The sequence below is a fragment of the Bradyrhizobium sp. 33ap4 genome, from assembly GCF_032654765.1.
In the GTDB taxonomy this organism is placed as follows: Bacteria; Pseudomonadota; Alphaproteobacteria; order Rhizobiales; family Xanthobacteraceae; genus Bradyrhizobium; species Bradyrhizobium australafricanum.
Genome location: NZ_JAUMTJ010000008.1, coordinates 105,304 through 125,945, shown reverse-complemented (window position 1 = coordinate 125,945; position 20,642 = coordinate 105,304). Strand labels below are relative to the sequence as shown.

The 20,642-nt window shown below is 64.6% G+C and carries 19 protein-coding genes and 1 pseudogene; 14 read left to right on the top strand and 6 right to left on the bottom strand.

What is annotated here, in order from left to right; all coding sequences use genetic code 11:
• Position 1 precedes the first annotated feature (1 nt).
• Positions 2–1,153: a DUF898 family protein gene (locus Q2M23_RS08555; RefSeq protein WP_316395346.1), complete on the bottom strand. Its 1,152-nt coding sequence runs from the start codon at positions 1,151–1,153 to the stop codon at positions 2–4.
• Positions 1,154–1,419: 266 nt separating this feature from the next.
• On the opposite strand from Q2M23_RS08555, the gene Q2M23_RS08550 reads away from it, so the two are divergent.
• The 4 genes from Q2M23_RS08550 (at position 1,420) to Q2M23_RS08535 (ending at position 6,553) form a co-directional block, all read left to right on the top strand.
• A complete protein-coding gene (locus tag Q2M23_RS08550) occupies positions 1,420–1,794 on the top strand; it encodes a hypothetical protein (RefSeq protein WP_057019327.1) in 375 nt (124 codons plus the stop codon).
• Positions 1,795–2,035: 241 nt separating this feature from the next.
• A complete protein-coding gene (locus tag Q2M23_RS08545) occupies positions 2,036–3,307 on the top strand; it encodes a cytochrome P450 (protein WP_316395321.1) in 1,272 nt (423 codons plus the stop codon).
• A gap of 30 nt (positions 3,308–3,337) precedes the next feature.
• Entirely contained in the window at positions 3,338–4,612 is a 1,275-nt protein-coding gene (locus Q2M23_RS08540) for a cytochrome P450 (RefSeq protein WP_316395320.1), read from the top strand.
• A gap of 99 nt (positions 4,613–4,711) precedes the next feature.
• On the top strand, positions 4,712–6,553 hold the full coding sequence (locus Q2M23_RS08535) for a class I SAM-dependent methyltransferase (protein WP_316395319.1): 1,842 nt from the start codon (positions 4,712–4,714) through the stop codon (positions 6,551–6,553).
• Positions 6,554–6,792: 239 nt separating this feature from the next.
• On the opposite strand, the gene Q2M23_RS08530 is transcribed toward Q2M23_RS08535, so the two are convergent.
• Positions 6,793–7,302: a MarR family winged helix-turn-helix transcriptional regulator gene (locus Q2M23_RS08530; RefSeq protein ID WP_057019292.1), complete on the bottom strand. Its 510-nt coding sequence runs from the start codon at positions 7,300–7,302 to the stop codon at positions 6,793–6,795.
• A 106-nt stretch (positions 7,303–7,408) separates the two neighbouring features.
• Here Q2M23_RS08530 and Q2M23_RS08525 point away from each other — a divergent pair, with 106 nt between their 5' ends.
• Both Q2M23_RS08525 and Q2M23_RS08520 read left to right on the top strand, forming a co-directional pair.
• Positions 7,409–8,308 carry an alpha/beta hydrolase gene (locus Q2M23_RS08525; protein ID WP_316395318.1) on the top strand — a complete coding sequence of 300 codons (900 nt, stop codon included), beginning with the start codon at positions 7,409–7,411 and terminating at the stop codon, positions 8,306–8,308.
• 69 nt (positions 8,309–8,377) lie between these two features.
• Positions 8,378–9,181 (top strand): isocitrate lyase/phosphoenolpyruvate mutase family protein, encoded by an 804-nt coding sequence (locus Q2M23_RS08520; RefSeq protein ID WP_316395317.1) that lies wholly within the window; start codon positions 8,378–8,380, stop codon positions 9,179–9,181.
• Positions 9,182–9,264: 83 nt separating this feature from the next.
• Here the strand turns inward: Q2M23_RS08520 and Q2M23_RS08515 are convergent, their stop codons facing one another.
• A complete protein-coding gene (locus Q2M23_RS08515) occupies positions 9,265–10,218 on the bottom strand; it encodes an ABC transporter substrate-binding protein (protein WP_316395316.1) in 954 nt (317 codons plus the stop codon).
• Between the two features lie 179 nt (positions 10,219–10,397).
• The gene (locus tag Q2M23_RS08510) at positions 10,398–12,116 is read right to left on the bottom strand and encodes an adenylate/guanylate cyclase domain-containing protein (protein WP_316395345.1); all 1,719 of its coding nucleotides are present in this window, start codon (positions 12,114–12,116) and stop codon (positions 10,398–10,400) included.
• A gap of 367 nt (positions 12,117–12,483) precedes the next feature.
• Here Q2M23_RS08510 and Q2M23_RS08505 point away from each other — a divergent pair, with 367 nt between their 5' ends.
• Together Q2M23_RS08505 and Q2M23_RS08500 are read left to right on the top strand one after the other, a co-directional pair.
• Positions 12,484–13,044, top strand: coding sequence for a thiamine pyrophosphate-binding protein (locus Q2M23_RS08505; protein ID WP_316395315.1), 561 nt, complete (start codon positions 12,484–12,486; stop codon positions 13,042–13,044).
• On the top strand, positions 13,044–13,637 hold the full coding sequence (locus Q2M23_RS08500) for a thiamine pyrophosphate-dependent enzyme (RefSeq protein WP_316395314.1): 594 nt from the start codon (positions 13,044–13,046) through the stop codon (positions 13,635–13,637). Before Q2M23_RS08505 ends, Q2M23_RS08500 begins: the two co-directional genes overlap by 1 nt.
• A 13-nt stretch (positions 13,638–13,650) precedes the next feature.
• Here Q2M23_RS08500 and Q2M23_RS08495 read toward each other — a convergent pair whose 3' ends face one another.
• Positions 13,651–14,574, bottom strand: a complete 924-nt coding sequence (locus tag Q2M23_RS08495) for a LysR substrate-binding domain-containing protein (protein WP_168858534.1) — start codon at positions 14,572–14,574, stop codon at positions 13,651–13,653.
• A gap of 152 nt (positions 14,575–14,726) precedes the next feature.
• Here Q2M23_RS08495 and Q2M23_RS08490 point away from each other — a divergent pair, with 152 nt between their 5' ends.
• From Q2M23_RS08490 to Q2M23_RS08465, 6 genes and pseudogenes are all read left to right on the top strand, one after another.
• Complete coding sequence (locus Q2M23_RS08490; protein WP_057019287.1) at positions 14,727–15,896, top strand: acyl-CoA dehydrogenase family protein; 1,170 nt, start codon at positions 14,727–14,729, stop codon at positions 15,894–15,896.
• A gap of 11 nt (positions 15,897–15,907) precedes the next feature.
• The gene (locus Q2M23_RS08485) at positions 15,908–17,008 is read left to right on the top strand and encodes a CaiB/BaiF CoA-transferase family protein (RefSeq protein WP_316395313.1); all 1,101 of its coding nucleotides are present in this window, start codon (positions 15,908–15,910) and stop codon (positions 17,006–17,008) included.
• A gap of 27 nt (positions 17,009–17,035) precedes the next feature.
• Entirely contained in the window at positions 17,036–17,890 is an 855-nt protein-coding gene (locus Q2M23_RS08480; RefSeq protein WP_316395312.1) for a MaoC family dehydratase N-terminal domain-containing protein, read from the top strand.
• A gap of 103 nt (positions 17,891–17,993) precedes the next feature.
• A pseudogene (locus Q2M23_RS08475) lies at positions 17,994–19,042 on the top strand (pyridoxal phosphate-dependent aminotransferase).
• Positions 19,043–19,128: 86 nt separating this feature from the next.
• A complete protein-coding gene (locus Q2M23_RS08470; protein ID WP_316395311.1) occupies positions 19,129–20,019 on the top strand; it encodes an MBL fold metallo-hydrolase in 891 nt (296 codons plus the stop codon).
• A gap of 107 nt (positions 20,020–20,126) precedes the next feature.
• Positions 20,127–20,315, top strand: coding sequence for a hypothetical protein (locus Q2M23_RS08465; protein ID WP_028334959.1), 189 nt, complete (start codon positions 20,127–20,129; stop codon positions 20,313–20,315).
• A gap of 19 nt (positions 20,316–20,334) precedes the next feature.
• On the opposite strand, the gene Q2M23_RS08460 is transcribed toward Q2M23_RS08465, so the two are convergent.
• A complete protein-coding gene (locus Q2M23_RS08460; protein ID WP_229190940.1) occupies positions 20,335–20,628 on the bottom strand; it encodes a putative quinol monooxygenase in 294 nt (97 codons plus the stop codon).
• Between the last annotated feature and the right edge of the window lie 14 nt (positions 20,629–20,642).

The following is a 20,642-nucleotide window of genomic DNA, read 5'->3' as shown; positions in this document are numbered from 1 at the left end:
GCTAGAAGCCCCCGACGTCGAGGCCGTCGGCAAAGCCTTCGCCGAGCGCGTTGGCGAGCTCGCCGCGCGCGGTGACGTTGGCGGCCGCGCCGATGTTGTGCACGATGGTCGAGGACAGCACCCGGACCCAGAGATCGCGCATCAGATAAACGCGCAACACCACGTTCAGCGCCAGCGCAAACGCGAGGTAGCCGATGCCGAGCAGCACGATCAGCGGAATGCTCTTGGCGAACGCCTCGGTCCTGAAGAAGTCCGCGATCGAGGAGCCGTCCATGCTGGCGACCAGCAAGGTGCAGAGCGCGAGATAGGCCGCGAACACCATGCCGAGCAGCACGACCCAGCCGATCACCTTCCAGTACAGGCCGATCAGCGCGCCGCGGCGGAGCGTGGATTCCAGCCTCACGTCGCCGAAGCGGATTCCCGACAGCCACCAGCGCCACTCGACCGCCTTGAACGCGGCATAGGCGAACGGGGCGAAGATCGTGCTGTAGAGCGCGAACGGCATCAGGACCCAGAGCCACCAGCCCCGCGCGAAGAACTCCCAGCCGCGGCCGTCGAACGAGCCTTGAAGGTCGCCGTAATAGGAGTGCCGCATCTTGTAGCGTTCGAGCGCCGCCTCGCGCCACGGCAGCGCGAGGCCGAGCGTGATCACGACCAGCACGCCCCAGAGCGAGGCCTTGAGCGCATAGACCCAGCCCGAGCCGCTCATCCAGAAGCGGACGCCGCGCCACACCGTGCGGGTCAGGCGGTAACGCCTCGCGCGATAGATCGCGAACTGGCCGAACAAATAGAAGAAGGCGACCAGCGGCAGCGAGGCGAACGCCTTGAGATGCTCCGCCTCGATGCCGATCAGGAAATAGCCGAGATAGATCGGCACCAGGATCGCGAGCGCGACCAGGAAGCCGATCAGGAGCTCCTTGCCGCGGCCAGTATATTCCGGCGCGTCGCCATCGATCTGGCTGTTCGACCACAGATGACGGCGGATGTCGGTGGTGAGCCAGAACCGGTAGAAGCCGACCGTGACCAGTTCGAGCCCGGCGCCGCGCGCGACCAGGCGGAAGAACTCCTTCCGGTTCCCTGAAAACGCCACCGGCATCGGCGGCGGGGCCGGTTGCGGAGGCGGCTGCGGCGGACCCAGCGGGGTCCAGCTCATGTCGTTCACGGGATGGCTCCTGGCGGGACAATCTCTGGGTATCAAAAGCACAGATTTGTCGTCGCGAGTGTGATCCAGGTTTCACACAAGGTCGAGATCGCCGGCCGATTTTTGGCGGGATGCGGTTGGCCATGCCTTAACGGCAATGCCGGAAAGCGCGCAGTCCTCGATCGACCGCCGGCGTCGAACCCCCGGGCGGCAATGACATACTTAACGATCAGGCGATGGAGGCGAAGCCGCCGCCGCAAAGCGAGGAAACCGCAGCGATGAACAGATGGATCCTGTCAGCATGCCTCCTGACGCTCACGGCAGCTCCGGCCGCTGCCGTCGACGTGCGGCTCGATTCCTATCGCAATCCAAAGAGTGAGAATTTGCGCATCTTCAATCACATGTACCTCGACGGCGTCAGGGGCGGCCTGATGGCGTCCAATGCCTGGCTGAAACGGCATGGCGGCCAATTGTTGTTCTGCATGCCCGACGACCTCGCACTGAGCAGCGAGCAGACCGAAGAGATCATGCTCAAGTCCGCCGACAAGCGGTCGGCGAAAGGTGAGATGGTGATCGCTCTCCTGCTGCTGTGGGGGATGCAGGACACCTACCCCTGCGAAAAGCCCGCCGGCGAGAAGACCGGCAGTCAATAAACGGCGCCGGCACCGTTCGCACGCCGCCGCCCGGCCAAATCAAACGCCGTTTCAAACGGGCGTGGTCGCGGCCGCAGCCCCTCCCCGCCGGAAAAGCCCGGATTCGGCCGCTTTGGCCTGACATCAATGCGGCCAAATGCGCGTCGAGAGCCCTTGCGCAAACCGCGGAATGAGAATGTAATTCGGTAAAACATGCCGCGCCGGCCATGCCCCGGCAGCTCAAACGGTTGAGGAGCCGCTCATGCACGGGACCATCGATCTCGTCGACAACACGAATCTGGACGCCGCACGCGAACGCGCCAATTCGCTTGCGCTTTCGGACTACGATCCCGGCAATCCCGAGCTGTTCAAGACCGATACCTTCTGGCCGTATTTCGACCGGCTGCGCCGCGAGGATCCGGTGCACTACTGCAAGGACTCGATGTTCGGTCCGTACTGGTCGATCACCCGCTACAACGACATCATGGCCATCGAGACCAACCACTCGGTGTTCTCCTCGGCCGCCTCGCTCGGCGGCATCACCATCCGCGACGTACCGCCGGATCTGCGCCGCGAAAGCTTCATCGCGATGGACCAGCCGCGCCATTCGGCGCAGCGCAAGACCGTGGCGCCGATGTTCACGCCGACGCACCTCGACGAGCTCGCCACCAACATCCGCAAGCGCTCGACCGAGTGCCTCGACAATCTGCCGCGCGGCGAGGTGTTCGACTGGGTCGACAAGGTCTCGATCGAGCTCACGACCCAGATGCTCGCGGTGCTGTTCGACTTCCCGTGGGAAGACCGCCGCAAGCTGACGCGCTGGTCCGACGTCGCGACCACCCTGCCCGGCGCCGGCGGCCTCGTCGCCACCGAAGACGAGCGGCAGGCTGAGCTGATGGAATGCGCGAGCTATTTCGCAAGGCTGTGGAAGGAGCGCGCGAGCCAGCCGCCGAAGAGCGATCTGCTCTCGATGATGGCGCACAGCGACGCCACGCGGAACATGGACCCGAAGAACTTCCTCGGCAATCTGATCCTGCTGATCGTCGGCGGCAACGACACCACGCGCAACACGCTGTCCGGCAGCATCTATGCGCTGAGCAAGCATCCGGAGCAGTACCGCAAGCTGCGGGAGAACCCGGCGCTGATCGACAGCTTCGTGCCCGAGGTGATCCGCTGGCAGACGCCGCTCGCCCATATGCGGCGCACCGCGCTCGCCGACTACGAGTTCCGCGGACGCCAGATCAAGAAGGGCGACAAGGTGGTGATGTGGTACGTCTCGGGCAACCGCGACGAGGAAGCGATCGAGAAGCCCTACGAGTTCCTGATCGACCGCGCCCGGCCGCGCACCCATATCTCGTTCGGCTTCGGCATCCACCGCTGCGTCGGCCTGCGGCTTGCCGAGTTGCAGCTCAAGATCATCTGGGAGGAGATCCTCAAGCGCTTCGACACCATCGAGGTGGTGGAGGAGCCGCAGCGGGTGTATTCCAGCTTCATCAAGGGCTACGAGACGCTGCCAGTGCGCATCGCCGCCTGACGCGTCGCGAGCCAACCGGGATCAAGGAACATGAACGTCCAGACCGCCATCCGTGCCGACCGGGCCGAGCTGCTGCGCCAGGCCCGCGAGGAAGCGTATTCGACACCGCTCAGGGATTTTCATCCCGGCGCGCCAAAGCTGTTCCAGAACGACACGCTGTGGCCGTGGTTCGAGCGGCTGCGCAAGGAAGAGCCGGTGCACTACTGCACCAATGCGCCGATCGAGCCGTACTGGTCGGTGGTGAAGTACAACGACATCATGCATGTCGACACCACCCACGGCATCTTCTCCTCGGACTCCACGCTCGGCGGCATCTCGATCCGCGACGTGCCGCCCGGCTACGACTATCCGAGCTTCATCGCGATGGACCAGCCGAGGCACGCCCATCAGCGCAAGACCGTGTCGCCGATGTTCACACCCACGCATCTCGACGAGCTGGCAAAGCTGATCCGGCAGCGCTCGGCCAGCGTGCTCGACAATCTGCCGCGCAACGAGACCTTCAACTTCGTCGAGCGCGTCTCGATCGAATTGACCACCCAGATGCTGGCGACGCTGTTCGACTTCCCCTGGGAGGAGCGGCGCAAGCTGACGCGCTGGTCCGACGTCTCCACCGCGCTGCCGAAGAGCGGCATCGTCAACTCGCCGGAGCAGCGGCGGCAGGAGATGGACGAGTGCTACGCCTATTTCTCGAAGCTCTGGAACGAGCGCGTCAACGCCCCGCCGCGAAACGACCTTTTGTCGATGATGGCGCATAGCGACGCCACGCGGCACATGGACCCCGACAATCTGATGGGCAACATCATCCTGCTCATCGTCGGCGGCAACGACACCACGCGCAACACCATGAGCGGCTCGGTGCTGGCGCTGCACGAGCATCCCGACCAGTTCAGGAAGCTGAAGGAGAATCCCGCACTGATCGACACCATGGTGCCGGAGGTGATCCGCTGGCAGACGCCGCTGGCGCATATGCGGCGCACCGCGCTTGTCGACACCGAGATCGGCGGCAAGACGATCAGGAAGGGCGACCGCGTCGTGATGTGGTATGTCTCCGGCAACCGCGACGACGAGGTGATCGATCGTCCGAACGAGTTCATCATCGACCGCCCGCGGCCGCGCATCCACCTGTCGTTCGGCTTCGGCATCCACCGCTGCGTCGGCATGCGGCTCGCCGAGCTGCAGCTTCGGATCGTCTGGGAAGAGATGCTGAAGCGCTTCGACCGCATCGAGGTGGTCGGCGAGCCGAAGCGGGTCTATTCCAGCTTCGTCCGCGGCATCGAGAACCTGCCGGTGCGGATCCCGGGCTGAAGCCAGATTGTCCTTGGCCACAAAGACGATCGGCCCTATGTCTTCCCGGGCGTGGTAGTTGATGCACCGCGTCTTGCAGCTTGGGCCAGTTGACGGAACATGAACCGAAAAGAGCGGCGTGCGGCCGGGAAGCAACGGGACGCGTCCAGCAAAAACGCACCTGCCTTCGGTTCCACGGGTGTCAGCATTGACGGCCTCGCCGCCGAGGCCAGCCGCTTCTACGCGATGCGCCGCTTCAACGAAGCGCAGGAGATCTGCCGGCAGCTTCTCGCGCGCGAGCCTGGCCATGTGCAGAGCCTCAATCTTCTCGGCCTGATGGCGCAGGCTGCCGGCGATCACCGGGCTGCAGCAAAGATGTTCACCAAGGCGATTGCCTCGGACGAGGTCAATGCCGCCTGCCATTACAACGCCGGCAACTCCTACCAGGCACTGAGCAATCGCAGCAAGGCGGCCGCGCATTTCAGCAAGGCGCTGGCGCTCGGCATGGACGCGAAGGCGGTCGGCTTCATCCTGCAGAGCCCGACCGTCACCACCTATGCCGGGCGGATTGCAAGCAAGTGGCCGCTACCGGTCACAAGCGTCGAATTGTTCGGCAGCGAGGGTGTCGCCCCGCTCGCGAACGACCTGTTCCTGCGCTGCGCGATGGAAACCACCACGCTGGCGAGCATGCAGCTTGAGGTGCTGTTCGGATATGCGCGGGCCGAGCTGTTGCGGCTCGCGAGCAAGCCGGATCAGGATGACGTCGACGACGATATCGTAGCCTTTGCCTGCGCGCTCGCGCGGCAGTGCTTCATCAACGAACATGTCTATGCGCAGACCGGGGCGGAAAGCGAAGGCGCGGGCGCGCTGCGCGACCGGTTGCTGCAGGACCTGGCATCAGGCGCTGCGATCATGCCGCTCACGCTCGCCGCTGTCGCCGCTTACTTCCCGCTTCATGCCTTGCCGACGGCGGACGCGCTGCTGCGCCGGGATTGGCCCGCGGCCGTCGCCGGCCTGTTGCGGGTGCAGCTTCGCGAGCCGCGCGAGGAGATCGAAGAGCGCAGCGCTATTGCAGCGCTCACTCCGATCAGGAACGACATATCCGTCGAGGTGATGCGCCAATACGAGGAAAATCCCTATCCGCGCTGGACCGTCAACCCGTTGACGGCCTTCGCGGCCGATCGGGCGCGGGGAAGGACCGTCGCAACCGCGGACCAGCGAGCCGAACGGGATATCCTGATTGCCGGCTGCGGCACCGGCTCGCACGCGATCCAGATCGCGCAGGTCTATCCCAACGCCCGCCTGCTCGCGGTCGACATCAGCAGGACCAGCCTTGCCTATGCGCGCCGCAAGACGCGGGAGCTCGGCTTGCGCAACATCGAGTATGCGCAGGCGGACATCCTGGAATTGGCCTCGATCGATCGCAGCTTCGACAGCATCGAGTCGGTCGGCGTGCTGCATCATCTTGCCGACCCCTTGGCCGGCTGGCGCGTGCTGGTCTCGCTGCTGCGGCCGGGCGGCACGATGCGCATCGGGCTCTACAGCGATCTGGCGCGCCGCGTCATCGTCGAGGCCCGCGATCGCATCGCGGCGCGCAATTATCGCGCCACCGCCGACGACATCAGACGCTGCCGGCAGGACATCTTCCGCGAAGCCGACAAATGGAAGCCGCTGATCGGCGCCAAGGATTTCTACAGCATGAGCGGCTGCCGCGATCTGCTGTTCAACGTCATGGAACACCGCCTGACGATTCCGGCGATCGCGGCATTCCTGAACGAGCATGGCCTGTCGTTCGAGGGGTTCGAGCCGTTTGACGATCCGGCGGTCCTCGACCGATTCCGCAAGCAGTTTCAGGGCACGGCCGACGAGACCAATCTCGATCAGTGGCACCGCTTCGAGGTCGATCATCCCGAGACTTTCTGGGACATGTACGTGTTCATGGCGGGCAAGAACGCGCGCTGACGGCAAGCTGCTGGAGCGTGAGGAGATGAGGTCGAATAGCGGCCGCGATGGCACCGCGCTCCCTCTCCCCGTTCTTACGGGGAGAGCGTTGGGGTGAGGGGCACTCTCCGCATAAGCGGTGATAGCTGTGTTTGCGGAAACTCCCCCTCACCCGGAACGAATCTAGCGATGCGTTCCGACCTCTCCCCGCACGCGGGGCGAGGTGAGCGGAGTTGGCCGCTCGATTCAGAGTAACCTCTCTAGCGGGCGTGCTGACCCTTGCTGGTCGGCAACGGGCAATTGGTGCAGACCCGGTCGTCGCACATCCGGCAGATCGTGAAGCGATCCATCTCTGATGTATCCTGCCTTGCCAGCAGCTCGCGGATCAGCGTTGCGAGCTGCTTCCGCTCAGCGACCGACAGCACGTCCAGCAGCGACGTCACGGCCGAAATCCGCGACGCCAGCAGTTCGTTGCGGGACGCGGCGCCCGATGCCGTCAGGTGCAAGGCGACTTCGCGGCCGTCCTTGCCGGCCCGGCGTTCGACAAGCCGATCCGAAACCAGCCGATCGACCAGGCGGACCGTTCCGGAGTGCGACAGGCCAAGGATCCGCCTCAGCTTGTCGTTGGTCATGCCCTGGCCATAGCCGATGACGATCAGCGCCGCGGGCGTTTCGCCGCCGCGACCGACGACCTCGCGCGCGCCTTGCTCGATACGATCCATGACAGCGAGCGACAGCGCGCCCAGCAGATTAGCGATTCCGTTTTCCATGCCGGGAACAATATGTGCGCTGCGCACAAAAAACAACTTGACCATATATGTGCGCTGCGCACATATTTGCCCGGGAGCGCAACGACGACACAAATGGAGAGCAGCGATGACGACCCGAAGCACCGCACTGGCAACGCGTGACGCCGCCGGCAGCGAACCCGCCCTGAAATACGTGCAGGCCAACGGCGTGCGATTTGCCTATCTCGAACAAGGCAGCGGACCGCTCGTCATGTTCATGCATGGCTTTCCCGACAACGCCTGGTCGTACCGAAAGCAGCTGCAGGTGTTCGCGGATGCCGGCTATCGCGCGGTCGCGCCGTTCCTGCGCGGCTATGCGCCGACCGAGATTCCGGCCGACGGCATTTTCGATCCAATCGCGCTGGGCCAGGATCTCGAAGCGCTGATCGCGGCGCTGAGCGACGACGAACGAGCATACGTCGTCGGCATGGATTGGGGCGGTACGTCAACCTTCCAGGCACTGGCCACGGCGCCGTCGGCGATCAAGGCCGCGGTGGTCATGAACACCGCGCACCCGATCACAATCCCAAGCCTCCGGAGCGACCCCGATGCCGTTCGATCGGTTTTCCATGTCTATTTCTTCACGGTGCCTGGCGCTCACTCGGCGGTCAACATCGAGGGACTTCCCTTCGTCGACTACCTTTGGAAGCTGTGGTCGCCAACCCTGCAGAACGACGAGCATCTCCGCTCGGTCAAGGAGACGCTCAGCTCTCCCGGCACCATGAAGGCGGCGCTGAAATACTACAATGGCCTGGTCGATGCGGGAGTTGCGGGCCGGCTACCGATCAACGACATGCATACACCGACGCTGACAATCTATGGCGGCAACGATCCGACGGCGCGGTATTCGATCAAGGAAGAGCCGCTCTTCAAGGGACCACATCGGCGCATCGTCCTGCCCGATGTCGGACACTTCCCGCATCTCGAGCGTGAGGCCGAGGTCACCGGTCTGATCATGGACTGGTTCACAACGCATGCTGCCGACTGAACTGACGCCGCCACCTGCGGCCGCGTCGGCCACACCATCTTTCGAATTCTCTGACCAGGAGTGCGCGCAATGGACGCCACGACACAGCAGCACTACGCCGAGGCATTTCACGCTCTGCACAGGACGGGCGATCCGCTCGTCCTGTTCAACGCCTGGGACGTCGCCACCGCCAAAGCGATCGCGAAGGCCTCGCCGGCAGTGGCGACCAGCAGCGGCGCGGTCGCATCCGCACTCGGCTACGCCGACGGCGAAAATGCCCCGCTCGACATCGTGGAAGGCCTGGTCTCGCGGATGTCCGCGTCGGTGCCGGTTCCGGTGTCGATCGATCTGGAGGCGGGATATGGCAACACGCCGGATGCCGCCGCGCATTCGGCGGCAAGGATCCTGAAGGCCGGCGCGATCGGCATCAATATCGAGGACGGGCTTGTTGGCGGAAAGCGGCAGCTCGTCGCTCCGGAGCAGCATGCCGCGAAGATCAGGGCGGTGCGGGACGCCGCGCAAGAACTCGGCGTTCACCTCTTCATCAATGCGCGAACCGATCCGTTTCTGCTGAAGTTCGGCTCGCCGGAGCAATGCCTGAATGAGGCGGCAAGGCGGGCGGAAGCTTATGCCGATGCCGGCGCTGACGGAATTTTCGTGCCGGGGCTCACCGACCTTGCGCTGATCGAGAGGTTCGTTCAACTGACGCCGCTGCCCGTCAACATCATGGTGACGCAAGGCGTGCCCGAAATCGGCGAGCTCGCCCGTGCCGGTGTTCGCAGGGTGAGCCTTGGACCGTGGCCGATGATGGCGGCAATGCGTGTCATCGGACAGGCGGCCGCCGCGGTCGCCACGAGCAAGCAATACGGCGCGTTTCTACAGCCCAACAGTTGAGCCCGTGAGCGCACGCGATGCCACGGTCCGGCCGGACCGCTCAGTCCACGCCGGCCGGACTACCAGGTTCATGAACGAATTAGTCACTCGATCACTTCGTCTGCGCCGCTGACAACTGAAGGAGAGAACTCGTGGCCGAGCAGTTTGGCGGTCTTCAGGTTGATGACGAACTCGACCTTGGTGACCAGCTGGACCGGAAGATCAGCAGGCTTCTCACCCTTCAGAACCCGGCCGGCGTAGACGCCCGCGCGTCGATGCGACTGCACGAAATCTCCGCCATAGCTCATCAAGCCTCCGGCTGTCGGGAAATCCCGGGTTTGCGTGATTGCGGGAACACGATACTTCAGTGCGAGATCGGCCAATCGGCGGCTGCGAAATGCAAAATAGGGATCGGAGGTGAAAACAAGCGCGCTTGTCGACTCTCTCGCTACGGAAGCGAATACGGCTTCGAACTCCTCCTCCTTGCTTGCCCTCGATATCTGCAGATGGACCCCCAAAGTTTCGGCAGCGGCCTGAAGCCTTTGCAGTTGCGAGCTGGCCGTTGGACTTGTCGGGTTGGTCACGACCCCCAGCGTTTTCGCCGCCGGCAGAAGTTCGTGCATCAACTCGAGCCGCTTCGGCGACACGTCGACGCTCAGGCTCGAGATTCCCGTGATGTTGCCTCCCGGCCGCGACAGGCTGTCCACCACACCCAGCTGAACGGGGTCGCCGCCCATCTCGAAAACGATCGTCTTGGTGACGCCGGCAGCTTTGGCGGCAAGCGCGACGGGGGCGCCGCCGGGCGCAACCACCACATCGACGTCGCGCGCGATCAATTCGCCGGCCAGTGCAGGTAACCGGGCATATTGCCCATTGGCCCATCGATATTCGATCGCAACGTCGCGGCCCTCGACAAAGCCGGCTTCACGAAGTCCCTGGTGGAAAGCCTTCAGCCGGCTGCCAAACAACTCCGGCGATTCCGGACAAAGATAGCCGATCACAGGCATCGACGGCTTCTGCGCCCGCGAGGATGTGGTCCAGGCCGCGGCGGCGGCCATCAACAACAGGACCTCACGCCGGCTGCCGCGTCCGTGGGATGTTGCTGCACGAGAGTGAGCGCAACTCATGCTCTATCGACCCGCTGGCGTTCGCCGTCGGCGGAAGTATATCCCACGATCCGAAACCAGTCGCCAATGGACTGCACCGAACCGCTCCGGTCTACATCGGCCAACGCACATCAAAAAGATATTCCGAACACCGGAATGGCGTCATCGAAGCCCTTGATTTGGCGACTCCCGATATCCTCCAGGGAGCGCTTGCCTCTGACGCTTGCGGCGGTCCCTGCGTCCATCAGGATTTCCCGATCTGCGGCAGATGCGCACAGGCGAGCGGCGAGATTCACGACACTGCCGATGGCCGTGTAATCGAGCCGGTCTTCGTAGCCGATCCGCCCAACCGTCGCCGATCCACTGGCAAGCCCTATTCCAAAGCCAACCTGGTAACCCCGCGACCGCCAACCGCCGATCAAGCCTTGCACGCGCTTCTGCATTTCGGTCGCAAGGTCGACAGCTCTCAGCGCCGGCTCCTCGACCGGCACGGGTGCGTTCACCAGCACCATCAGCCCGTCTCCCGAGAAGCTGATGAGTGTTGCTTCGAACCGCGCAATGACCCTGCCCAGAACCTCATAGTATTCGGACAGCACGCTCATGACCTCCTCGGGAGCGACGCCTGCGGAAAACGCGGTGAACCCGCGCAAGTCACAGAACACAACGACGACGTCGGTGCGGCGGCCATCCAGCACGCTGTCGTCGCCGGCACGATCGACGAGATCGGCGACTTGAGGCGCGAGAAACCGCTTGAGCTTCGCGATCCGCTCCTGGTGCTGCTGCGCCAGCGCAAGCTCGCCGGCCATCCTGTTGAAGCTGCTTGCCAGACGCTGAAATTCGTCCCCGGTCTGGATCGAAATGCGGTGCTCGAACGATCCGGCGCCGATCCGCTCCGTCCCCTCCTCGAGCAGCCTGATCGGCTCGGTCATCCGGTGCGCGAATGCATAGGCGAGCAGCCCTGCAAATACGGTGCTGCCTGCGAGAAGCACTGTGGTCCGTCGCAACGCGGCATAGATCGGGGCGTAAGCCTCGGAGAGCGGCTGCGCCACCACGACGGTCCAATCGGGACCCGCCACCGGAGCCGCGCGGGCGGCAACCGGACGTCCCTGTCCGTCGCGGCCCGTTGCAAAGCCCGCTCCCGGGCCGATCGCATCGCGTATGGTGCGAAACGGCTGGGAGGTTGTTTCCTCCAGCCCGCGGAGGACAAGGCTGATGTCGGGATGGGCAATGAGACGGCCCGGCCGGTCCAGCACGAAGGCGAGGCCGGTCTCTCCCACCTTGATCGCCGATACGACATCCCAGATCAGCTTGAGATTGACTTCGGCGATGACTGCGCCGACCGCGGATCGGTTACCCACGAGCGCGATGGTCAAATACGGCTCTGAGCCTCTGTTGTAGCTGACATCGCTGAACCAAACCTGGCGCGCGTGGGCGCCGACCAGCGCAGGTTCAGCCGATCGGTCGATACGACTTTCAATTCGATTGAGGCCGACCCGTGAGACGTAGAGACGCTCCAACCCATTGTTGTCGATGAGTGTCAGGCTGACGACGGCCGGCGCTTGGCGAAACAGACGCAACGCATCGGCTCGGCGCCCCTCATCGGCCTCGTCGGTCCACGGAAGCTGGACCAGCCAGCCAAGCTGGCTTGCGATGTCGGAGATGAAGTTATGAATTTCAGCGGCCGCGGAAGTCGCCTGAACACCAAGCAACTGGTCCAGCCTTGCGCGCTGATCGCGGTAACCGAACCAGGCTTCGATCGACCCGTTGATCACGAGCGGAAGCGCGACGGCCAGGAACAGTGCGAGAAAATACTTTGGGAAGAGGCCGCGAAACCGATCTCGGACAATCATGCCCTGATCCCTGAAAATGCGACGGATATATCGATATGCGAAATGAAGCCTTGAAAATGAAGCCCGGCGCTGCCGCCAACCGGCATCTTCTAGCATAGAGCGTCGTTTTTGGCCGTAATGGGGCTGTTGCTCGACCCGACCAAAAGACGCAGTCGGCCCCGGCCGCCATTTCGCTTGCGTCGGCCCTACGAAACCCTGGCCCTATAAAATTCCGGCATAGCTGGGCGAGCCAGATGCGAAGAGAATAAACCCCTGACCTGGCTTAAAGCCAGCGGTGTGAGGACGCGCTAATGCGTGTCCCGTGTATTGACGCGTTTTTCTTCGCGAACCGGTACCCGGTTCGTTCGAAAACGCTACCGCCGAGGCCATGATGGACCAGATTGCCATTCACCAGGACAGCGCGACCAGCCGGGACTGGCCGGTTGCGATCTACCGCACGCTGAAGAGCTTTGGCGTGACGCAGGTGTCCTACGTTCCCGATGCGGGACATTCCAAGTTGATCAAGCTGTCGCACGCGGATGCCGACATCAAGACCACGGTGCTGACGACAGAGGAAGAGGGCGTGGCGCTTTCGGCCGGCGCCTGGCTCGGCGGCGATCGCGCGGTGCTGTTGATGCAATCGAGCGGCGTCGGCAACTGCGTCAACATGCTGTCGCTGATGGCGAGCTGCCGCTTCCCGCTGCTGACCTTGGTGACCATGCGCGGCGAATGGGCCGAGTTCAATCCCTGGCAGATCCCGATGGGCCGGGCGACGCCGCAGGCGTTCGAGATCATGGGCACCACGGTGCTGCGGCTGGAGAACCCTGATGACGCCGAGGAGGTGATCTCGGCCGCCGCCTCGCTCGCCTATGACGGCGACCAGCAGGTCGCGGTGCTGATCTCGCAGCGGATGATCGGCCGCAAGAAGTGGACCAGGGAGACGCACTGATGTCGGCATCAACAGGCACTCTCGACCGCCGCGCCGCCGTGAAGGCGCTGCTCGCCGACCGCGGCGATTTGCTCGCGATCTCCGGGCTCGGCTCCTCGTCCTACGACGTGTTCGACGCCGGCGAGCATCCCGGCAATTTCTATCTGTGGGGCGCGATGGGCGGCGCGGCGATGGTCGGGCTCGGCCTCGCGCTGGCGCAGCCGAAGCGCCCGGTGCTCGTGATCACCGGCGACGGCGAGCAGCTGATGGGGATCGGCAGCCTGCTGACGATCGCGGCCAAGCAGCCCGGCAATCTCTCGATCGCGGTGCTCGACAACGGCCATTTCGGCGAGACCGGCATGCAGCCGAGTCACTCCGGCCTCGGCGCCCGGCTCGAAGTGATCGCTGATGGCGCGGGCATCGGCAATGTCTGTGAGATCGCCGACATGGCCGGCATCGAGAACTTCCGCACCAGCCTGCGCGATCTCGGCGGCGGCCCGCGGCTGGCGCGCGTTCGCATCGCCGCCGGCGAAGTCGAGCGCGCGCTGCCGCCGCGCGACGGCACCTACCTGAAGAACCGCTTCCGCGGCCATCTCGGCTTCAAGGTGAGCTGATGCGAAGCCGCGCTCAGGCGAGCTGGATATCCCAGAGCCCCTCGGCGCGCAGCGCGGCGACCTCGTCGCGCAACAGCTTCGCGATCAGCGTCATCGCGTTGGAGCCGGGATGCTCGACCGGCGAGGCCAGGGTCAGCTCGCGCCGCGGCGCCGGCCGCGCGATGGCGGCGGTCTCGAGCCGGCCCTCCGCCACCTCGGCGCGCACCGAGGACGGCGGCAGCAAGGTATATCCGAGCCCCTCCTCGACCAGGCTGGTCAGCACGCGAAACGAATCCGCCTCGAGCTTGACGTCGAGATCGATCTTCTTCTTCGCCGCGGCATGTTCGAGCAGCGCACGGAGGCCGTGCGAATGACTTGGCAGCACCAGGCGCTGGCGCATCAGCCAGCCGAAGTCGACTTGCTTCTTCGGCTTCAGCCCGCTGCCGCGCGGGCCGACCGCGACGATGCTGTCGCGGCCGAGGCTCTGCACCGCCAGATGCAGATCGATCGACGGGCCATAGATCACGGCAAGGTCCATCTCGCCGCGATGCAGCCACTCGATCAGATGGCCGCTGTAGCTCTCGACGATGCAGAGGGAGATGCCGGGATAGCGCTCCACCGTGCGCCGCGCCAGCCGCGCCGACAGCACGCAACTCACCGTCGGCACCAGCCCGAGCACGACGCGCCCGGACGGTGCACCGCCGGCGGACTGGATGTCGTCGCGGATCTGGTCGATCTGCCGCACGATACCGCTGGTGCGCACAAGCAGCAGCCGGCCGGCATCGGTCAGCACCATGCCGCGACCGTTGCGCGTGAACAATTCGGTGCGCAGCTCGTGTTCCAGCAGCTTGATCTGCCGGCTCAGCGCCGGCTGCGCGACCCGCAAGGTATCGGATGCCTTGCTCAGGCTCCCGAGTTCCGCGACGCACGCAAAGGTCCTAAGCTGGCGGAAATCCATACTTGCCAATCCTGGAAGGCAGGTTCATACGCTATAACAAAACAGCATAGGGAGTTTACCGGGGCCCCACAACAGCGGGCGTTTTCTTCACGCGAACCGATTTCCGCTTCGCTCGAACACGCTCTGGCGCAACCTCTCGGCAAGACGAAACAATGACCGCACACGAACAACACACCGATGACCATTCCGACATCCGCGACGCGGTGGCAAAACTCTGCGCGCAGTTTCCCGGCGAATACTGGCGCAAGCTCGATCGCCAGATGGCCTATCCGAAGGAGTTCGTCGATGCGCTGACGGAGGCCGGCTATCTCTCGGTCTTGATCCCCGAGGAATATGGCGGCGCGGGCCTGAAGCTGTCGGCGGCGGCGGCGATCCTGGAAGAGATCCAGCGCGCCGGCTGCAATGGTGGCGGCTGCCACGCTCAGATGTACACGATGGGCACCGTGCTGCGGCACGGCAATGACGCGCAAAAGGCGAAGTATCTGCCGAAGGTCGCGACCGGCGAGTTGCGGCTGCAGGCGTTCGGCGTCACCGAGCCGACCAGCGGCACCGATACCTCGTCGCTGAAAACCTTCGCGCGCCGCGAGGGCGACCATTACGTCGTCAACGGCCAGAAGATCTGGACCAGCCGCGCCGAATATTCCGACCTGATGGTCCTGCTGGCGCGCACCACGCCGAAGGAGCAGTCGAAGAAGCGCACCGACGGTCTCTCGGTGTTCATCGTCGATATGCGGGAGGTGAAGGGCAAGGGGCTGGAGATCCGCCCGATCCGCACCATGATGAACCACGCCACGACCGAAGTGTTCTTCACCGACATGAAGGTGCCGGCGGAGAATCTGATCGGCGAGGAAGGCAAGGGTTTTCGCTACATCCTGTCCGGCATGAATGCCGAGCGCATCCTGATCGCCGCCGAATGCGTCGGCGACGCGAAGTGGTTCATCGCCAAGGCCACCAATTACGCCAAGGAGCGCAGCGTGTTCGGCCGGCCGATCGGGCAGAATCAAGGCATCCAGTTCCCGGTCGCAAAGGCCTACGCTTCGATGCGCGCGGCCGAATTGATGGTGAAGGAAGCCACCCGCAAATATGAAGCCGGTCTCGATTGCGGCGCCGAGGCCAACATGGCCAAGATGCTGGCGGCGGATGCCTCCTGGGAAGCGGCCAATGCCTGCGTGCAGACCCATGGCGGCTTCGGCTTTGCCGAGGAATACGACGTCGAGCGCAAGTTCCGCGAGACCCGGCTCTACCAAGTGGCGCCGATCTCGACCAATCTGATCCTGTCCTACGTCGCCGAGCACGTGCTCGGCATGCCCCGCTCCTACTGAGTTGCTTGATCATGCTGCCGCTTGAGGGATTGACCGTCATCGCCGTCGAACAGGCGGTTGCCGCGCCGTTCTGCTCGTCACGCCTCGCCGACGCCGGCGCCCATGTCATCAAGATCGAGCGACCCGAGGGCGATTTCGCCCGCGGCTACGACGCCGCGGCGAAGGGCCAGAGCAGCTACTTCGTCTGGCTGAACCGCGGCAAGGATTCCGCCGTGGTCGACCTTGCCACCAAGCATGGCCGCGCGCAGCTCGAGGAGCTCATTGCGGGCGCCGACGTGCTGCTGCAGAACCTCAAGCCCGGCTCGATGGACAAGCTCGGCTTCGCGCGCGAGCGGCTGCGCAAGGATTACCCGAAGCTGATCATGTGCACGATCACGGGTTATGGCGACACCGGTCCCTATGCCGACCGCAAGGCCTATGACCTGTTGATCCAGGCCGAAAGCGGCCTTGCCTCGATCACCGGCGGCCCGGAAGGCGCCTCGCGCGTCGGCATGTCGATCGTCGACGTCGCAACCGGCGCCACCGCGCATGCCGCGATCCTCGAGGCGCTGATCGGCCGCGGTCGCACCGGAGACGGTGCCGACATCCGGATCTCGATGTTCGACGTGATGGCCGACTGGCTCACCGTGCCGCTGCTCAATGCCGAGGACGGCAAGTCGCCGAAGCGGATCGGCCTCGCCCACCCCTCGATCGCGCCCTATGGCGTGTTCCGCTCGAAGGACGGCAAGGAGATCCTGATCTCGATCCAGAGCGAGCGCGAGTGGAAGACGCTGTGCGCCAAGGTGCTGGGCCAGCCCGGCCTGCCAGACGATCCGCGCTTTGCCAACATGGTCGAGCGCGTGCGCAACCGGGTGCTGACCGACGGAATCGTCAACGACAGCTTCGGTAAATTGACGCGCGAGGAATTGCTGGCGAAGCTCGCCGAGGCCGACATCGCCTTTGCCGAGGTCAACAGCATGGACGACCTCGCGAAACATCCGCATCTGCGCCGCATCGAGGTCGACACGCAGAACGGCAAGGTCAGCTATCCGGCGCCGGCCGCGATCGTGGTCGGCGAGGACAGGCACTACGGCAAGGTGCCCGCGATCGGCGAGCGCACCAGACGTTCCTGAAATCCCTCCTGCCCGGGCAACACAATCATGAGCGACAAACTCGACCTCGATCATCTCCGCCAATGGATCGGCAAGACCACGGAGGCCTCCGACCTCGTCACCAAATATCTCGTGATGGGGCTGCGCGCGACGCTGTTCCAGGAGATCGGCGAGCCGAAGGCCGGTGACGCCGCGCCGTGGACCACGCATTGGTGCCTAGCGCAGCCGGTGTTTCCGATGTCGCAGCTCGGCCCCGACGGCCACCCGACCCGCGGCGGCTTCCTGCCGCCGGTGCCGCTGCCGCGCCGGATGTGGGCCGGCGGCGAGCTCGAATTCTTCGACAGCTTGCGCATCGGCGATGAGGCCAAACGCACCTCGAAGATCGTCGACGTCACGGTCAAATCGGGCTCGACCGGCACGCTGTGCTTCGTCTCGGTCAATCACGAGGTGACGACCTCGCGCGGGCTTGCGGTGCGCGAGCGGCAGGACATCGTCTATCGCGAGATGACGAGCACACAAGGCGCAGCGCCCGCCAAGGCGCCGCCGCCTCCCCCGGTCGCGCAGCATCGCGAAAGCCACGTCTCCGACCCGGTGCTCTTGTTCCGCTACTCGGCGCTGACTTTCAACGGCCATCGCATTCATTACGACCGCGACTACGTCACCAAGGTCGAGGGCTATCCTGGCCTGATCTTCCACGGCCCGCTGCAGGCTTCCTTCATCGTCGAGTTCGCCGCCAAGCTGCGCGGCGGCAAGCCGCCGAAGAAGCTCGCCTATCGCGGCGTGCAGCCGCTGTTCGAGGGCAGCGAGTTCTCGATCAATGCCAGCGACAAGGACGGCGGCTTGGAGCTGTGGACCGCGAATGCCGAAGGCCAGCCGACCATGAAGGGCACGGCGACCTGGTAACGCGCGAGCACGACGCCTGTCATAATGCGAGGGAATAAAGAGGCGCTTTCATCAGCGCCTCGTATTCCTTATTCTGATCGCGTTCAATCCTGGGTCGCAGATCATGAGTCGCTTCTGGAGTTCGGTCGTCCACAATCTGTCGCCATACGTGCCCGGCGAGCAGCCGAAGATCGACGGCCTCATCAAGCTCAATACCAACGAAAACCCCTACCCGCCGTCGCCGCGCGCGGTGGCGGCGATCACAGCGAACACGGATCGCCTGCGGCTCTATCCGGACCCACGCGCAACCGCGCTGCGCGAGGCGATCGCGAGGCGTTACGGCGTCACGGCGGACGAGGTGTTCGTCGGCAATGGCTCGGACGAGGTGCTGGCCCACGCTTTCCCGGCGCTGCTGAAGCACGACGCGCCGCTGCTGTTTCCCGACATCACCTACAGCTTCTACCCGGTCTATTGCCGCCTCTATGGCGTCAGCTGCGAGCAAGTGCCGCTCGACGCCGCGATGCGCGTGCAGCTTGCCGACTACCGGCGGCCCGGCAGCGCAATCCTGCTGTGCAACCCCAACGCACCGACCGGCACCGCGCTGCCGCGCGCCGCGATCGAGGCGCTGCTCGCCGAGCATCCCGACCGGCTCGTGGTGGTCGACGAGGCCTATGTCGACTTCGGCGCCGAGAGCGCGGTACCGCTGGTCGCGCGCCGCGACAATCTGCTCGTCATCCAGACGCTCTCCAAATCGCGCGCGCTGGCCGGCTTGCGCGTCGGCTTCGCCATCGGCCAACGCCCGCTGATCGAGGCGCTGGAGCGCGTCAAGGACAGCTTCAACTCCTATCCGCTGGACTGCTTCGCGATCGCCGGCGCGGTCGCCGCCATCGAGGACGAGGCGTGGTTCGAGGAGACAAGTCGGAGGCCAAGCGGTCTTAGGAAGACAACTATAACACTCAACTCCTTGGCTCACAGAACGACATGGCTACGATCCGACTTGTGTTCGCCCGCCATCCCAGCCATCGCGGCGCCGATCTCGCCGCGAGGTTGCGCGAGCGCGGCGTGCTGGTGCGGCATTTCCAGAAGCCGCGGATCGAGGACTTTTTGCGCATCACGGTCGGCACCGACGATGAATGCGGCCGCCTGCTCGGCCTGCTGCGCGGCATGGTCTGATAGCCGTTCACCAACTTGCGATCGACGGCGCCACCCTGCATAGTGACCGCGCGTTGGGATGCACGGTTCTCCGGGAAGGAGCGGTCATGCGATTTGCGATCGGCGACGCAACCGTCGACGTCATCGTCGACGACGACGATTTCGGCCTTCCGCTCGCCGAATTCCTGCCCGGATACGATCGCGGCTTGATCGAAGCGCATCGTGCCACGCTGGAGCCGGTGTTCATCGACCTCGCCCGCGGGCTCGCGAAACACGCGATCCAGAGTTTTGTGGTGCGAACCGGCGGCCGAACGCTGCTGATCGACGCTTGCATCGGCGAGCGGAAGGACATCCCCGAGATTCCCGCCTGGCATCGGCGGCGCGGCAGCGGCTTCCTTGATCGGCTGCGCGCGACCGGCATCGACCCGGCCGGCATCGACGTCGTATTCTGCACCCATCTGCATGTCGATCACGTCGGCTGGAATACGCGCCAGGACAACGGCCGCTGGCAGCCGACCTTTCCTAACGCGCGGTATCTGTTCGGCCGCCGCGAGCTTGCCGACTGGATGACACAGCATGATGCCGGGCGTGCCCCGCCGATCCACGCCCGCGCCCTGGAGCAGAGCGTCATCCCGATCGTCGAGGCAGGCCGTGTCGATCTGGTCGACGATGGCCATCAGTTGGGACCGGGCCTGCGGCTGGTACCGCTGCCGGGCCACACCAGCGGCCAGATGGGGCTGATGGTAGACTACGCACAACATCGCGCGATCTTTTGCGGCGATGCCGTGCACAATCCGGTGCAGATCTTCCAGCCCGATCTGTCGACATCATCCTGTGCCGACCCGCAGCTCGCGCGCGAGACGAGGACGAAGATCCTGGAAGAGGCTGCGGACAGCGGCCGCCTCGTCATACCCGCCCACTTCCGCGGCCCGCGCTGTGCTCATGTTCGTCGGGACGGCGGTGGCTACGCGCCGGTACTCGATGCGCGGCATGGGTAAGATGCAACACCCGGAGCCACAGCTCACCGGGTGAAAGCCGGGTGTATCATCCGGCCCCTTGGAACCGAATGCCGGCTTGCGCGTTCCCCGCCCTGACGGAGGACGCCATGCTTAGAGATGAACAGGTCGCGGTTCTCTGCGACATCGCCCAATCCATTGCCTTCGCTGACGACGTGCAAGGCGAAGTCGACCGGCTCATCAGGGAGGGATACGTCGCCAAGGACGGCGACCTCTACGAGCTGACGCCGAAGGCCGAGAAGGTTTTGTCCGAGCGCGGCGCCAGCCTCAAGGCGTGACGCCGCTCGCGGCAGCTCCCTAGGCGGCAGGCGTGCACCGCATCGCTGATATCTTGATGCCGAGCCCTGCGCTCTCCTCGCGGAACTGCGCGATCGACCGCGCATTGCGGTGCGCCTCGAACGCGGCGTCATCCTGATAGACCTCGTAGATCAAGAGCTTGGCGGCATCCTCGCGCGGCACCAGGATCTCAAAATTCAGTGTGCCCGGTTCATCCCTGAGCGACCGGGCGCCATGCGCTGACAGCAGCGACAGCGCCTGCTCCCGCTTCTCTGGCGCCACCTCGACGGTGGCGATCAGTGCAAGTTTCGACATGACGAATCCGTCTT

What these genes read in the sequence shown, in the direction of transcription:
- Q2M23_RS08535 (WP_316395319.1), top strand. Translation starts at nt 4,712, where the DNA reads ATGAACCGAAAAGAGCGGCGTGCGGCCGGGAAGCAACGGGACGCGTCC.
- Q2M23_RS08480 (WP_316395312.1), top strand. Translation starts at nt 17,036, where the DNA reads ATGAGCGACAAACTCGACCTCGATCATCTCCGCCAATGGATCGGCAAG.
- Q2M23_RS08540 (WP_316395320.1), top strand. Translation starts at nt 3,338, where the DNA reads ATGAACGTCCAGACCGCCATCCGTGCCGACCGGGCCGAGCTGCTGCGC.
- Q2M23_RS08495 (WP_168858534.1), bottom strand. Translation starts at nt 14,574, where the DNA reads ATGGATTTCCGCCAGCTTAGGACCTTTGCGTGCGTCGCGGAACTCGGG.
- Q2M23_RS08555 (WP_316395346.1), bottom strand. Translation starts at nt 1,153, where the DNA reads ATGAGCTGGACCCCGCTGGGTCCGCCGCAGCCGCCTCCGCAACCGGCC.
- Q2M23_RS08550 (WP_057019327.1), top strand. Translation starts at nt 1,420, where the DNA reads ATGAACAGATGGATCCTGTCAGCATGCCTCCTGACGCTCACGGCAGCT.
- Q2M23_RS08470 (WP_316395311.1), top strand. Translation starts at nt 19,129, where the DNA reads ATGCGATTTGCGATCGGCGACGCAACCGTCGACGTCATCGTCGACGAC.
- Q2M23_RS08515 (WP_316395316.1), bottom strand. Translation starts at nt 10,218, where the DNA reads ATGGCCGCCGCCGCGGCCTGGACCACATCCTCGCGGGCGCAGAAGCCG.
- Q2M23_RS08510 (WP_316395345.1), bottom strand. Translation starts at nt 12,116, where the DNA reads ATGATTGTCCGAGATCGGTTTCGCGGCCTCTTCCCAAAGTATTTTCTC.
- Q2M23_RS08460 (WP_229190940.1), bottom strand. Translation starts at nt 20,628, where the DNA reads ATGTCGAAACTTGCACTGATCGCCACCGTCGAGGTGGCGCCAGAGAAG.
- Q2M23_RS08490 (WP_057019287.1), top strand. Translation starts at nt 14,727, where the DNA reads ATGACCGCACACGAACAACACACCGATGACCATTCCGACATCCGCGAC.
- Q2M23_RS08500 (WP_316395314.1), top strand. Translation starts at nt 13,044, where the DNA reads ATGTCGGCATCAACAGGCACTCTCGACCGCCGCGCCGCCGTGAAGGCG.
- Q2M23_RS08485 (WP_316395313.1), top strand. Translation starts at nt 15,908, where the DNA reads ATGCTGCCGCTTGAGGGATTGACCGTCATCGCCGTCGAACAGGCGGTT.
- Q2M23_RS08545 (WP_316395321.1), top strand. Translation starts at nt 2,036, where the DNA reads ATGCACGGGACCATCGATCTCGTCGACAACACGAATCTGGACGCCGCA.
- Q2M23_RS08525 (WP_316395318.1), top strand. Translation starts at nt 7,409, where the DNA reads ATGACGACCCGAAGCACCGCACTGGCAACGCGTGACGCCGCCGGCAGC.
- Q2M23_RS08530 (WP_057019292.1), bottom strand. Translation starts at nt 7,302, where the DNA reads ATGGAAAACGGAATCGCTAATCTGCTGGGCGCGCTGTCGCTCGCTGTC.
- Q2M23_RS08505 (WP_316395315.1), top strand. Translation starts at nt 12,484, where the DNA reads ATGATGGACCAGATTGCCATTCACCAGGACAGCGCGACCAGCCGGGAC.
- Q2M23_RS08520 (WP_316395317.1), top strand. Translation starts at nt 8,378, where the DNA reads ATGGACGCCACGACACAGCAGCACTACGCCGAGGCATTTCACGCTCTG.
- Q2M23_RS08465 (WP_028334959.1), top strand. Translation starts at nt 20,127, where the DNA reads ATGCTTAGAGATGAACAGGTCGCGGTTCTCTGCGACATCGCCCAATCC.